This is a genomic window from Photobacterium nomapromontoriensis, assembly GCF_050336815.1.
Taxonomy (GTDB): domain Bacteria; phylum Pseudomonadota; class Gammaproteobacteria; order Enterobacterales; family Vibrionaceae; genus Photobacterium; species Photobacterium nomapromontoriensis.
The window spans coordinates 17946-31847 of record NZ_JAKJSL010000048.1 but is presented as its reverse complement, the minus strand read 5'-3'; the positions used below and the strand labels follow the sequence as shown (position 1 = coordinate 31847).

11 protein-coding genes are annotated in these 13902 nt (G+C 48.9%); 10 read left to right on the top strand and 1 reads right to left on the bottom strand.

Annotated features, from left to right (window positions below; translation table 11 throughout):
- Positions 1-160: 160 nt before the first annotated feature.
- The 6 genes from lepB to acpS are packed head-to-tail and all read left to right on the top strand — an operon-like array spanning position 161 to position 4474.
- On the top strand, positions 161-1060 hold the full coding sequence (gene lepB, locus L4D12_RS19960) for a signal peptidase I (RefSeq protein ID WP_428449587.1): 900 nt from the start codon (positions 161-163) through the stop codon (positions 1058-1060).
- A 10-nt stretch (positions 1061-1070) separates the two neighbouring features.
- Entirely contained in the window at positions 1071-1745 is a 675-nt protein-coding gene (gene rnc, locus L4D12_RS19955) for a ribonuclease III (protein ID WP_428449586.1), read from the top strand.
- Positions 1742-2647: a GTPase Era gene (era, locus tag L4D12_RS19950; protein ID WP_428449585.1), complete on the top strand. Its 906-nt coding sequence runs from the start codon at positions 1742-1744 to the stop codon at positions 2645-2647. Before rnc ends, era begins: the two co-directional genes overlap by 4 nt.
- 8 nt (positions 2648-2655) lie before the next feature.
- Positions 2656-3366, top strand: a complete 711-nt coding sequence (gene recO / locus L4D12_RS19945) for a DNA repair protein RecO (RefSeq protein ID WP_428449584.1) — start codon at positions 2656-2658, stop codon at positions 3364-3366.
- Complete coding sequence (gene pdxJ, locus L4D12_RS19940; protein ID WP_428449583.1) at positions 3363-4094, top strand: pyridoxine 5'-phosphate synthase; 732 nt, start codon at positions 3363-3365, stop codon at positions 4092-4094. The genes recO and pdxJ overlap by 4 nt, the downstream gene beginning before the upstream one ends.
- Entirely contained in the window at positions 4094-4474 is a 381-nt protein-coding gene (gene acpS / locus L4D12_RS19935; protein ID WP_428449582.1) for a holo-ACP synthase, read from the top strand. The genes pdxJ and acpS overlap by 1 nt, the downstream gene beginning before the upstream one ends.
- Positions 4475-4562: 88 nt before the next feature.
- Here acpS and barA read toward each other — a convergent pair whose 3' ends face one another.
- Entirely contained in the window at positions 4563-7343 is a 2781-nt protein-coding gene (gene barA / locus L4D12_RS19930; protein ID WP_428449581.1) for a two-component sensor histidine kinase BarA, read from the bottom strand.
- Positions 7344-7498: 155 nt separating this feature from the next.
- On the opposite strand from barA, the gene rlmD reads away from it, so the two are divergent.
- The 4 genes from rlmD (at position 7499) to pyrG (ending at position 13821) form a co-directional block, all read left to right on the top strand.
- Positions 7499-8824, top strand: coding sequence for a 23S rRNA (uracil(1939)-C(5))-methyltransferase RlmD (rlmD, locus tag L4D12_RS19925; protein ID WP_428449580.1), 1326 nt, complete (start codon positions 7499-7501; stop codon positions 8822-8824).
- A 32-nt stretch (positions 8825-8856) separates the two neighbouring features.
- On the top strand, positions 8857-11088 hold the full coding sequence (relA, locus tag L4D12_RS19920) for a GTP diphosphokinase (RefSeq protein WP_428449579.1): 2232 nt from the start codon (positions 8857-8859) through the stop codon (positions 11086-11088).
- Between the two features lie 86 nt (positions 11089-11174).
- A complete protein-coding gene (gene mazG / locus L4D12_RS19915; RefSeq protein WP_428449578.1) occupies positions 11175-11984 on the top strand; it encodes a nucleoside triphosphate pyrophosphohydrolase in 810 nt (269 codons plus the stop codon).
- A gap of 196 nt (positions 11985-12180) precedes the next feature.
- The gene (gene pyrG / locus L4D12_RS19910; protein WP_428449577.1) at positions 12181-13821 is read left to right on the top strand and encodes a CTP synthase; all 1641 of its coding nucleotides are present in this window, start codon (positions 12181-12183) and stop codon (positions 13819-13821) included.
- The last annotated feature ends 81 nt before the right edge of the window (positions 13822-13902 follow it).

The following is a 13902-nucleotide window of genomic DNA, read 5'->3' as shown; positions in this document are numbered from 1 at the left end:
ATGAATCGCTATTGAAAAGGGTTTCGGCTCCTATCTGAGTCATTGGTGACAAGGGCAATGCAGCAAGCTGGTCTTGCTGCATTGTTATATCGAGCGGATAGTTTTTGCGGCGTAAGCTGTGACTCTTTACCGCCTGATAGTTAATTGAGTAGGGATAAAAATGGCAAATACTTTTTCGCTAATCTTGGTGCTGGCTACGCTAGTAACAGGGATCATCTGGGCTTTAGATAAGTTTATCTGGGCGCCAAAACGCCAATTGAAAATTGATGCGGCGGCGGCTAATGCTGGCGATCAAGTGGATGCTAAAACCTTACAAGCCGTGGCACCGCAACCGAGTTGGGTAGAATCTGCCAGCTCAATGTTTCCGGTGATCGCGCTAATAATGGTATTTCGCTCATTTATTTATGAGCCGTTCCAGATCCCATCCGGTTCGATGATGCCAACCTTATTGGTTGGTGATTTCATCTTGGTTGAGAAGTTTACTTACGGGCTGAAAGATCCAGTATTCCGCCATCAATTAGTGGATGTTGGTAAGCCAGAACGTGGTGATATTGTGGTGTTTAAATTTCCACCTCAACCGAATATTGACTACATCAAACGTGTGGTTGGTTTACCCGGTGATACTGTTCGCTACAGCGGGAATAAGCAGCTGTGTATTGCGCCGAAAGGATCGGCAGTATGTACCCCTGTCCCACAAACCAACATGACTTACAGTGATTTTAGCCAAGGGATGACGCGTCTTGAGCAGTCTAATGAAACATTGGGCAAGCATGAGCATCAGATCTTGATTAATCCGGACAAGCATGACCGCACATTAGCTTATCAGCCACGTCCTGGTATTAATGAGTGGGTGGTGCCTGAAGGTGAGTACTTCGTGATGGGTGATAACCGCGACAATAGTGCAGATAGCCGGTACTGGGGCTTCGTTCCTGAAGCTAACCTAGTGGGCAAAGCGGTCGGGATCTGGATCAGCTTTGAGTTTGAACGAGGTGCTGATAGTGCACTTCCATCTTGGATTCCTACCGGTGTGCGCTTTAGCCGCATCGGTGGCATAAACTGATCGGGAAAAAATGACCACTCCTGCAAATAGACTTCAGCGTAAGCTGGGTTACACATTTAATGATATTAAGTTGCTGACTTTGGCACTGACACACCGTAGTGCTAACGGTACGCATAATGAACGTCTGGAATTTCTGGGTGACTCCATCCTTAGCTTTGTGGTTGCCGATGACTTGTATCATCGCTTCCCTACGGTTGATGAAGGTGACATGAGCCGTATGCGCGCCACTTTGGTGCGTGGTAAGACGCTGGCTGAACTGGGCCGTGAATTTGATCTGGGCGATCACCTGTTACTCGGTCCGGGCGAGTTGAAAAGTGGTGGTTTCCGCCGTGACTCAATTCTTGCTGACTGTGTTGAAGCGATCCTAGGGGCGATTTATCTCGACAGTGATATTGAAGTTGCCCGTGGCATCGTGTTGAACTGGTATCAGTCGCGTCTGGACACGATCACTCCGGGAAATAACCAGAAAGATCCGAAAACACGTCTGCAGGAATGTCTGCAGGGTCGCCGTCTTCCATTACCGGCATATACCGTGACTAAGGTACATGGCGAAGCTCATAATCAAGAGTTTACGGTGCAGTGTGAAGTGGCAGGCTTGGAACAGCTTGTTATAGGTAAAGGCAGCAGTCGGCGCAAGGCAGAGCAGGCAGCAGCAGAACTTGCTCTTAAGCAGTTGGAATCATGACAGAAAAGCAACATTGCGGCTTTATTGCCATCGTTGGCCGTCCGAATGTCGGTAAGTCGACCCTCCTTAATCGCTTGGTAGGGCAAAAATTGTCCATTACCTCGCGTAAGCCACAAACAACCCGCCACCGTATTATGGGGGTTGATACCCGTGATGGTTTTCAGGCGGTGTATGTGGATACCCCAGGTCTTCATATCGAAGAAAAGCGTGCCATTAACCGTTTGATGAACCGTGCGGCAAGCAGCTCGTTAACAGATGTGGAGCTGGTCTTGTTCTTGGTCGACGGCACAATGTGGACGGCTGATGATGAGATGGTGTTGAATAAACTTGCGAAGAGCGGGTTGCCAACTGTTTTGCTCGTTAACAAAGTCGACAATGTTAAAGAGAAACAGGACCTATTCCCGCACTTGCAGGCATTGTCCAGCAAGATGGAGTTTGTTGATGTTGTTCCTGTGTCTGCGAAGAAGGGAACGAACATTGATGCGGTAGAAAAAATTGTCCGTCAACACTTACCGGAAGGGCAATACTATTTCCCTGAAGAGTACGTAACCGACCGTTCTCAGCGCTTCATGGCCTCTGAAATTATCCGTGAAAAGCTGATGCGTTTTACCGGTGAAGAGCTGCCGTATTCCGTGACTGTTGAAATCGAGCGTTTTGATTACAACCCAGATACCGATGGTTTTGATATTAACGGTTTGATTTTGGTTGAGCGTAAAGGCCAGAAGAAAATGGTGATCGGTAAAGCTGGCGAGAAAATCAAAGTGATTGGCCGAGAAGCCCGCTTGGATATGGAAAACTTGTTTGAACGCAAAGTTTACTTAGAGCTTTGGGTGAAAGTGAAGTCCGGTTGGGCTGATGACGAACGCGCCCTGCGTAGCCTAGGCTATATTGACGATCTATAAGGGAAGTAATGGAAGGGCTTCAGCGCTGTTTTGTCCTCCATACTCGTCCTTACAGTGAGACGAGCCTGATCCTTGATGTTTTCAGTGAGGATTCAGGCCGTATCACACTGCTATCGAAAGGAGCGCGCCGTAAGCGCTCCAACCTCAAAGGCGCCCTTCAGCCTTTTACCCCATTATTTCTCAAATGGTCCGGACGCGGCTCAATGCCCGTACTGACCCACGCTGAACCGATCAGTATCGGCCTGCCGATGCGCAGCTATATTTTGTATTCTGCGATGTATGTCAATGAGTTGGTGGCGAGAGTCCTAGAAAATAACACCCCTTACCCCGTGCTGTTTCTGGATTACCTGAATGTGCTGCGAGAGCTGGCTCAAGCGGATAATCCAGAGCCGGCCTTACGACGTTTTGAGCTCGCGCTATTGTACCACTTAGGCTACGGCATTGATTTTCTTCACTGTGCAGGCAGCGGTTTGCCCGTGGATGATAATATGACGTACAACTACCGTGAGCAGCGGGGCTTTATTGCCTCTCTGGCAATGGGCCAGTTGACCTTCACGGGTGAACAGCTAAAAGCCATTGCCGCCAGACGGTTTGAGACCCCGGACCAATTACGGGCGGCAAAGCGCTTTACACGGATGGCCCTCAAGCCGTATCTTGGCAGCAAACCATTAAAAAGCAGGGAATTGTTTATCCCTAGAGGAAGGAGTACCGGAAAATGAACAACATCTTACTCGGCGTGAATATCGATCACATTGCCACCTTGCGTAATGCTCGAGGCACCCGTTACCCTGATCCGGTGCATGCTGCCGAGGTGGCCGAGCGGGCAGGGGCGGACGGTATTACCGTCCACTTGCGTGAGGACCGTCGCCACATTACCGATCGTGATGTTCGTATTCTGCGTGAAACTATCCAAACGCGAATGAACCTGGAAATGGCTGTCACGGATGAAATGGTTCAGATCGCACTGCAGACCAAGCCTGAGTTTGTTTGCCTGGTACCGGAAAAACGTGAAGAACTGACGACTGAAGGTGGTCTGGATGTTGCCGGACAGCTAGAGAAAATCAAAGCGGCAACCAAAACGTTAACCGACGCCGGGATCAAAGTGTCACTGTTTATCGATGCTGATCGAGGGCAGATTGATGCCGCCGTTGCTTGTGGGGCGCCTTATATCGAATTGCATACTGGCCACTATGCGGATGCTGAGACAGAAGCCGATCAGTTAGCTGAATTGAAGAAGATCGCGGCAGCAGCCAGCTATGCCCATAATCAGGGTATCAAGGTGAATGCCGGACATGGCCTTACATACCATAATGTGAAGCCAATTGCGGCGCTGCCTGAGCTATATGAGCTGAATATCGGCCATTCAATCATTGGTCGTGCCGTGTTTGATGGCCTGCATAAAGCGGTTGCAGATATGAAAGCTGAAATGCAAAGTGTTCGTGGCTAATGGCGATTGTTGGCCTAGGCACCGATATTGCCGATATCGAACGGGTAACCAAGGCGTATGCCCGTAGCGGTGAAGGCTTTGCTGAGCGTATCCTTGCCCCGTCAGAGTTAGCGGTATTTCAATCGTTGAAGCTCAAAGAGCGTTATCTGGCTAAGCGGTTTGCGGTTAAAGAGGCAGCCTCGAAGGCATTGGGAACGGGGATCGCCTGTGGTGTGACCTTGCACGATTTTACCGTGACCAACAATGAGCTAGGTAAACCCGTGCTGACCTTGTCAGGTAAAGCGGCAGCGCTTGCCACACAGATGGGTGTTAACCATGTGCACCTGACCATTGCCGACGAGAAGAAATACGCCGTCGCGACGGTGATCCTCGAGTCGTAAATTTGCTCGGTGCTAGGTGTAAAAAAGGTGAGATCTCCGATCTCGCCTTTTTCTTTATTTTTTCTTATCCTAAACTCGCTACTCGTGCTTAGTGCCGGTACGCTTTTGACGCCTTAACGACATTGTTCATCTCATCGACCAGTTCAAATAGCTCCGGCTCGATATCGGCGATAGTGCCGCCCGCTTTGAGTTCTGTTTCAATGGTGTAGCACAGGTTCTTGAGTCGTGGTACGCCGCTGTAAGCACAACTACCGTGGAGTTTATGGATCGGTGGCCAGAGCTCAATCGCTTTGCCGTCAAGAGCCTCGTTGACCAGCATTTCGACTTCAGGCATAAAGTCGAGCAGCATTTGTAGCATGTCTCTGGCGAGATCTTCCTTTCCTGCTGCTTGTTTAAGCGCTAGATCCCAATCCCAGCTGACATCAGCGTTGCTAGTCACATCTGATACGGCCTCGGTTGCAGTGGTTACGGGAGTGTCGACTGTTGATACTTGTTCAATACCGGCATCGTCAGGATGGGTCCATTTTGCCAGGATTTGCTGCAGGATATGTTCTTCAATCGGTTTAGTCAGGTAGTCGTCCATTCCCGCTTTGATCAGGCGCTCACGTTCACCAGCCATGGCATGGGCCGTTACGGCAATCACCGGCGTAGTATGGTTGAGGTGAGTTTTGTGGATCTCCTGACAGGCTGTGACCCCATCCATTTCAGGCATTTGAATATCCATGAAAATGAGATCAAAGGCTTTCTGGTGAGCATACTCAACGGCCTTACGGCCACCCGTCGCGGTGATCACGGTCTCGACCCGTTCACTCAGCAGGGCTGAGATGAGCTTGAGATTCGCCGGGTTATCATCCACCGCCATCACGGTCAAAGGTTGAATTTTTGGTGTCTCGGTGACGATCGGCTGTGGCTCGGGTTCATTGAGATGCTCCGGCTCGTTGATCAAGGTTTCGAATAATTTGCGGTGGCCGAGCGGTTTAGGCAGGCAGGCAGAGACACCTGCATTGAGTAGGCGCTCTGACAGTGCCAGTTCCGTGGTCGGCAGACTGACGATCACCTTATCGCTCAGTTGCTCAGCCTTAAACACCATATCGAACAGTGCCGCGACAGGGGGTTGCTCTCCCGGTGAGAGATTGAGCAGGGTAAAGTCATGATGCTCGGCATCATCGGGCATGGTTGAACGGTAAGTCACATGAATACCCGCGCGGATCAGGCGTTGTTGGATCACAGAGGCGGCCTGCATGTTCGGTTCGATCAGCAATAATTTCTTATTATTCAGCGATCGCGTATTAACGGGCTGGGAAACCGGCAGATCCGTTTTATGCAGGCGAATACTGAACCAGAATGTTGAACCTTGGTGAAGACGGCTGGTCAGACTGATTTCACCGCCCATCTGGGTGACTAATTTCTGGGTGATCACAAGGCCTAACCCGGTACCGCCATAGCGGCGAGAAATACTGGCATCGGCTTGGCTAAAGGCTTGGAATAGCTGGGCTTGCTGGCGTTCGGAGATCCCGATTCCGCTATCTCGCACCATAAATTGCAAGTCCATGCTTTCGCTGTGATCGGCTTTTAGTTCAACCGAGACATCAATATTGCCCCGTTCGGTAAATTTAACGGCATTGCCAATCAGGTTGGTGAGTACCTGCTGAATACGCAATGGATCGCCAATCATGCCTGGCGGGAGGCGATTATCGACTTTCAGGGTCAGTTCCAAGCCTTTCTCATGGGCGCTGGGCGCCAATAATTTCATGACTTCATCAAGCGACTCGGTAAAGTCGAACGGGATATTTTCAAGCAACAGTTTGCCTGCTTCCAGCTTGGAAAAATCCAGAATGTCGTTAATGATAGTTAGTAGGTTGTTAGCCGATTTTTCAATGGTTTGCAGGTAGTCTTGCTGGCTTGAGCTCAGTCTGGTCTTGAGCATCTGCCGGGTAAAACCAATCACTCCATTGAGCGGGGTACGTAACTCATGAGACATATTGGCGAGGAACTCTGATTTTACCCGTGCTGCTTCTTGAGCACGTTTTTTGGCGATATCGAGTTCAACGTTCTGGATTTCGAGCTGTTCGAGGGTCTCGCGCAGATCCGAGGTTGCCTGATCAATGCTCTGTTGCATTTCAATATGGTATTCCGATAGTGAGATAGCCATCGCATTGATCCCGTTCTTCAGCGTGTCCAACTCACCCAGTAGTTGGCCCTCAATACGGACATCAAGGTGACCTCGACGGATCCGATCTACCACACTGACCATATGGGAGATTGGCCGGGTCACATCTTTCATCAATCGGTAAGCAAACAGTGATGAGAGGGTTAGCCCGAGCAGTAGTACCATCAGTGCGGTAAAAACTTCCTGATATTGCTGCAAACGGAGTGCACTGAGATCGAGTTCAACCGCGATATAGCCGAGTACTTCGACTTGATAGCCCGGATAAGTTGGATGACTAAATTGACCTTCTTTTAAGATAGGAGCCCGTAGGATCAGCGAGTTTTCGTTAAGTTTTGTTTCAAGCAATAGCGGGATCGGCTGATCGTCCGGATACATCAACGCATCGAAATTACGATGGAAATTCGAGGTAACGAACAATTCGTTGTGGGTATTAAAGACCGCAATACTGCGAATGATCTGTGAATGCTTACGGTGAGCATAGCTGATAAGTCGGCGCACGGCCTCACGGTTATGGTCTGCCATGCCATATTCGCTGGAAATCGCCAGAGGTTCAATAATGCTGGTGCCGGTCGCCATGAGCTGATGTTCGAGATCGCGATAGCGACTCATCGTAAAAAATGCGCTCAAAAGCAGGCCAATAATCAGCGTCGGTGCTAATGTCAGGGTGAAGACCCTGGCACGAAGTCCATATTTGGTCATGGTTCTCTTAATTACAAGAATGCGATTCTGTGGGAGAATTGTCGCCCATCTGTGGTCGTTAGCTTAATGAAACTAGGGCTATTCGACAATCAACTAATCCCAAACTGTCGATTTTATCACTCAGTTTGGACTATCTGTTCCGTGAGTCCGAAACTATGGCACGCTTTTTTAAGCCTCAAAAACGAAAAGTAACCGACACCAAGCACAAAGAAATCACTATTAGCCGGCTGGATCACCTCGGTGCAGGGATTGGTCACCTAGACCGCAAACCCGTGTTTATTGAAGGGGGATTGCCAGGCGAAACAGTGGTTGTTCAGCTCACGGAAGATAAAAAGCAGTATGCTCGGGCTAAAATTATCCGACGTTTGAATGACAGCGACGCACGTATTGCACCGCAATGCCCCATTTACAATGAGTGCGGCGGCTGTAATTTACAGCACTTGTCGCATCAGGGGCAAGTGGCGGCTAAGCAGCAGGCATTGAGTGAGCTGATGGGTAAATTTGCTCATGCACGTACGTCAGACATGATTGAGCAGGCGGCACCGATCCTCAGTGCAGAATGGCAATATCGCCGTTGTGCACGATTCAGTGTGATGCCAGCAGGTAACAAGCTTAAGATTGGTTTTCGTAAAAAACAGAGCAAAGAAATTGTTGATGTTGCGCATTGTCCGGTGTTGGCGCAGTCGCTGAATGCGTTGTTACCATCGTTGCGTGAGCTACTCTCACAGCTTCAGGGAAAAAGACACCTTGGTCATGTTGAATTGGCTGAGGCGGATAATGGTCGGGTGGTGCTGATCCGCCACTTACAACCGTTTTCTGACAAGGACATGACAGCGCTCAAGCAGTTTGCTGACCGATACCAGTTAATGTTGTACTTTGCGCCTGCATCTGATCAGTTAGAACATATTGCGGGTCCAACGCCGTATTATGAACTGGATAATTTAACGCTGTCTTTTTCGCCAAAAGATTTTATTCAGGTGAATCGTGATGTAAACCAGAAAATGGTGGCTCAAGCGATTGACTGGCTGGCAATTGCACCGAATGATCGGGTATTGGATCTTTTTTGTGGGTTAGGTAATTTTAGTTTACCGCTGGCAAAACAAGCAAATACACTGGTTGGTGTTGAAGGCATCGACGAGATGGTGCATCGTGCGTCAGAAAATGCAAAGCAGAACCAGTTAGAGAACACCGAATTTTATCAGGCGAATCTGGATGATGATGTGACAACCCTGTGTTGGGCACAGGAAAAATTCAATAAAATCTTGCTGGATCCAGCCAGAGCGGGTGCCGCAGGGGTAATGCAGCATGTTGTTAACTTGCAGCCTGAGCGAGTGGTTTATGTATCGTGCAATCCGGCAACCCTTGCTAGGGATAGTCAGGTATTACTGGATAACGGTTATCAGTTGGAGCGGCTGGGTATGATGGATATGTTCCCTCATACCGGGCATTTGGAGTCAATGGCTCTGTTTATCAAGCGATAGACTCATTACACAAGAGTAGACAGGATAGAACAATGGTCGCAGTTCGCGGTGCGCATTTAAAGGAAAATGATACATTTGAACTTTCAGCCTGGATTGAGAGTTTACAGTTGGATGCGAAGGTGGCTAAACGCCTCGCGCAAACGTACCAACGATGTATTGATTTGACGGCAGAAGAAGTGACTGCGCCATTGTTGCTATGGCGTGGCCGAGAGATGGTTGAGATCCTCGTGACCTTAAGCATGGACAAAGATACGCTGGTCGCTGCCTTACTCTTTCCACTCTACGAGGCTGGCGTTTATTCTTCGGAGCAGCTTCAGGAAGACTATGGTAATACCATTTCACATATGGTGAATGGTGTCAGCCAGATGGCCGCTATCGGTCAGCTCAATGCGACAAAAGAAGGAGCAGAGCAGTCTGCTCAGGTCGATAACATTCGCCGCATGTTGCTGTCGATGGTTGATGATTTCCGTTGTGTAGTGATCAAGCTGGCTGAGCGGATCTGCAACCTTCGTGAAGTGAAAGACGAGCCGGATGAGATTCGTCGTGCTGCCGCGAAGGAATGTGCCAACATCTATGCACCACTGGCGAACCGACTGGGTATTGGTCAGTTGAAGTGGGAGATTGAGGATTATGCATTCCGTTATCGTCATCCTGAAACCTACAAGCAGATCGCCAAGCAATTATCAGAACGCCGGATCGATCGTGAGCATTATATCGATCATTTTGTTGCCGATCTGGCGGAGTCGATGAAAGCCTCTAATATCAAGGCAGAAGTGCAGGGTCGACCAAAGCATATCTACAGTATCTGGCGCAAGATGCAGAAGAAGAGTCTGGCTTTTGACGAACTGTTCGATGTCCGTGCCGTGCGGATTATTGCTGATGAGTTACAGGACTGCTACGCCGCATTAGGTGTTGTACATACCAAGTACCGCCACCTGCCAAAAGAATTTGACGATTACGTCGCCAACCCGAAACCAAATGGTTATCAGTCTATTCATACCGTGGTGATGGGGCCGGAAGGTAAAACCATTGAGATCCAGATCCGTACCAAACAGATGCATGAGGAGTCGGAACTCGGGGTAGCAGCACACTGGAAATACAAAGAGAGCGGTTCATCATCAGGCGGGGCTAAATCCTCGTACGATGAAAAAATAAACTGGTTACGTAAGTTACTGGCCTGGCAAGAAGAAATGTCAGACTCCGGTGAGATGCTCGATGAGCTGCGCAGTCAGGTGTTTGATGATCGCGTCTATGCCTTTACGCCTAAGGGCGATGTGGTTGATTTGCCGTTGGATGCGACTCCGCTTGATTTTGCCTACCATATCCACTCAGAGGTCGGCCACCGTTGCATCGGTGCCAAAGTAGAAGGCAGAATCGTGCCGTTTACTTATCACCTGCAAATGGGGGATCAAGTTGAAATTATTACCCAGAAAGAGCCGAACCCATCACGCGACTGGCTTAACCCAAATCTGGGGTTTGTAACCTCTGGTCGTGCGAGAGCGAAGGTACATGCCTGGTTCCGTAAACAGGACCGCGACAAGAACATCACGGCTGGACGCGAAATTCTTGAAACCGAATTGGTCAAGATTGGCGCGACGATGAAAGATGCGGAAGTGTATGCACTTAAGCGTTTTAATGTGAATTCAACCGATGAGTTATTTGCTGGGGTGGGCAGTGGTGATCTGCGGATCAATCAAGTGCTGAACCACATTAATGCCTTGGTGAATAAACCAACCGCAGAAGAAGAAGATCAGCAACTGCTTGAGAAGCTAGCTGAAGCCAGCAATCGAGCCATGGCAGCCAAGAAGCCTCAGCGTGATGCCGTGGTGGTGGAAGGCGTGGATAACCTGATGACGCATCTGGCGCGTTGTTGTCAGCCGATCCCAGGGGATGAGATTCAGGGTTTTGTCACTCAGGGACGAGGAATTTCGGTTCACCGCAGTGATTGTGAGCAGTTGGAAGAGCTACGCCACGTTGCCCCAGAGCGGATCATTGATACGGTATGGGGGGGCGGATTTGTCGGTAATTACAATATTACCGTACGGGTGATCGCTTCTGAGCGAAGCGGCTTGCTCAAGGAGCTGACCAATACGCTGGCAAATGAAAAAGCTCGGGTTGCTGGCATGAAGAGTCGGATTGATTTCAAAAAACAGATGTCAATCATGGACTTTGACTTGGAGCTCACCGATCTTGAGGTCTTGGGCAAGGTGATTAAGCGTATTGAGCAAGTGAAAGATGTCGCTGAAGCTAAACGCCTACACTAATCTGATGTAGAACCTAGAACCTAGAAGCGGGGAGCCATGATGCTGCCCGTTTTTTTTGATTTGATATCCACGAAGGACTCTCCAACATGAGTGAGAAACCGCAGACACCGATAGAACGCCTGATTGAGATCATGGCCACGCTGCGTGACCCTGAACAAGGTTGCCCCTGGGATCGCAAGCAGACGTTCGCGAGCATTGTGCCGCATACGCTGGAAGAAGCCTATGAAGTCGCCGATGCGATTGATCAACAAAACTGGAGTGATGTCCGTGAAGAGTTGGGTGACTTGTTGTTTCAGGTGATCTTTTACAGTCAGCTGGGCAAAGAGCAAGGCTTGTTTGATTTTGATGATGTTGTGTGTGGCATTAATGACAAGCTAACCCGTCGTCACCCCCATGTATTTGAAAATAAGTTGTTTGCCAATGAGGCAGCGATCAAGGCCAATTGGGAAGCGGAAAAAGCCAAAGAACGAGCAGAAAAAGACGAAGACACCAGCGTGTTGGCCAATATCCCCCGCGCCTTACCCGCTTTGACGCGGGCGGATAAAATTCAAAAGCGTTGCGCCAAACATGGGTTTGACTGGGATACCTTAGGTCCGGTGTTGGATAAAGTACGCGAAGAACTTGATGAAGTGATGGAAGAGGTTATCCAAGTATCACCTCAGCAAGAGAGAATCGAAGAGGAGATGGGGGACTTGCTGTTTGCTGTTGCCAACTTCAGCCGTCATCTGGACGTTAAACCGGAACGGGCACTGCATCGTGCTAATCAGAAATTTGAGCGTCGGTTTCGCGAAGTCGAGAAAACTGTGCTAGAACAAGGGAAGCAACTTGAAGAATGCTCGCTTGAACAGCTTGATCAGGTGTGGGATGAGGTCAAGTGTAGGGAGTTAAAAGGTTAGGATTGCAGCAATCATCAGGCTGCTTTGTTATTGATATTGCTATTGATAACCAGCCTGATGAGTAGAATTGATTTGAAACAAAAAAAAACCAATCGCAGTGTGATAGTTTTCACGTTGTGGCAATAAAGGGTGTCTGGTATACTAATTTCCCGTCCAGATACACTTATATCCTCTATACCAATCTTCCAGGTAAAACATGACGACGAATTACATTTTTGTTACGGGCGGGGTCGTATCCTCACTAGGTAAAGGTATTGCTGCTGCATCTCTAGCGGCTATTCTAGAAGCACGTGGTCTTAAAGTGACCATGATGAAACTAGACCCTTACATCAACGTTGACCCTGGCACAATGAGCCCGATTCAGCATGGTGAAGTATTCGTAACGGAAGACGGTGCAGAGACCGACCTTGACTTGGGTCACTACGAGCGCTTTATCCGCACTAAGATGACCAAGCGCAACAACTTTACTGCGGGCCGAGTTTACGAAGAAGTACTTCGTAAAGAGCGTCGCGGTGACTACCTTGGTGCGACCATTCAGGTTATCCCGCATATCACTAACGAAATTAAAGATCGTGTGATTGCCGGTGCTCAAGGCCATGACGTTGCTATCGTTGAAGTTGGCGGTACTGTTGGTGATATCGAATCGCTCCCATTTATGGAAGCCATTCGTCAGCTAGCAGTGCAGAAAGGGCGTGATCGTACTATGTTCATGCACCTGACACTGGTTCCTTACCTAGCGGCTGCTGGTGAAGTGAAAACGAAGCCAACCCAACACTCTGTAAAAGAATTACTTTCTATCGGTATTCAGCCTGACGTGCTGATCTGCCGTAGCGATCGTATGATCCCTGCTAATGAGCGTGCCAAGATCGCGCTATTCTGTAACGTGCAGGAAAAAGCCGTTATTTCCATGAAAGACGTAGACTCTATCTACAAGATCCCACAGCTTATCAAAGCTCAGGGTCTTGATGACTTAGTTTGTCAGCGCTTTGGCATCACTGCGCCAGAAGCGAATCTGTCTGAGTGGGAGCAGGTGATTTACGAAGAAGCCAACCCTACTGCTGAAGTGACTATCGGCATGGTTGGTAAGTACATCGAACTACCAGATGCATATAAGTCAGTTAACGAAGCACTTAAGCATGCCGGTTTGAAAAACCGTCTGTCAGTGCAGATCAAATACATTGACTCTCAGGATGTCGAATCTAAAGGCACTGAAATTCTTGAAGGCCTGGATGCTATCTTGGTTCCTGGCGGCTTCGGTAACCGTGGTGTAGAAGGTAAAATCCTGACTGCACAATATGCACGTGAAAACAAAATTCCATACCTAGGTATTTGTTTGGGTATGCAGGTTGCGCTGATCGAGTTTGCACGTAATGTTGCTGGCTATGAGGGGGCGCACTCTACTGAGTTTAACCCTGACACTAAATACCCAGTTGTTGGCCTGATCACTGAATGGGTTGATAGCGAAGGTAACGTAGAAGAGCGTAGCGAGAAGTCGAATTTAGGCGGTACAATGCGTCTTGGTTCACAGCTATGTCACCTACAAGACGGTTCAAAAGCGCGTGAGCTATATGGTAGCCCGACTATCCATGAGCGTCACCGTCACCGTTATGAAGTAAATAACAACCTACTTCCTAAACTAGAGAAAGCAGGTTTGAAGATTTCTGGTCTTTCAGCAGACAAGAAATTGGTGGAAATTATCGAGCTACCTAACCACCCATGGTACGTGGCTGCTCAATTCCACCCTGAGTTCACCTCGACACCTCGCGATGGCCATCCTTTGTTTGCTGGTTTCGTGAAAGCGGCTGGTGATAACCAGCGTGGTGAACTTAAAAAGTAAGGATTACGGATAGCTGTGGCAAGTGTTAGCTGCGGCTATTTTTTTAGCTTTTTATTTGAAGATAAAGCAAGAGGAAACACA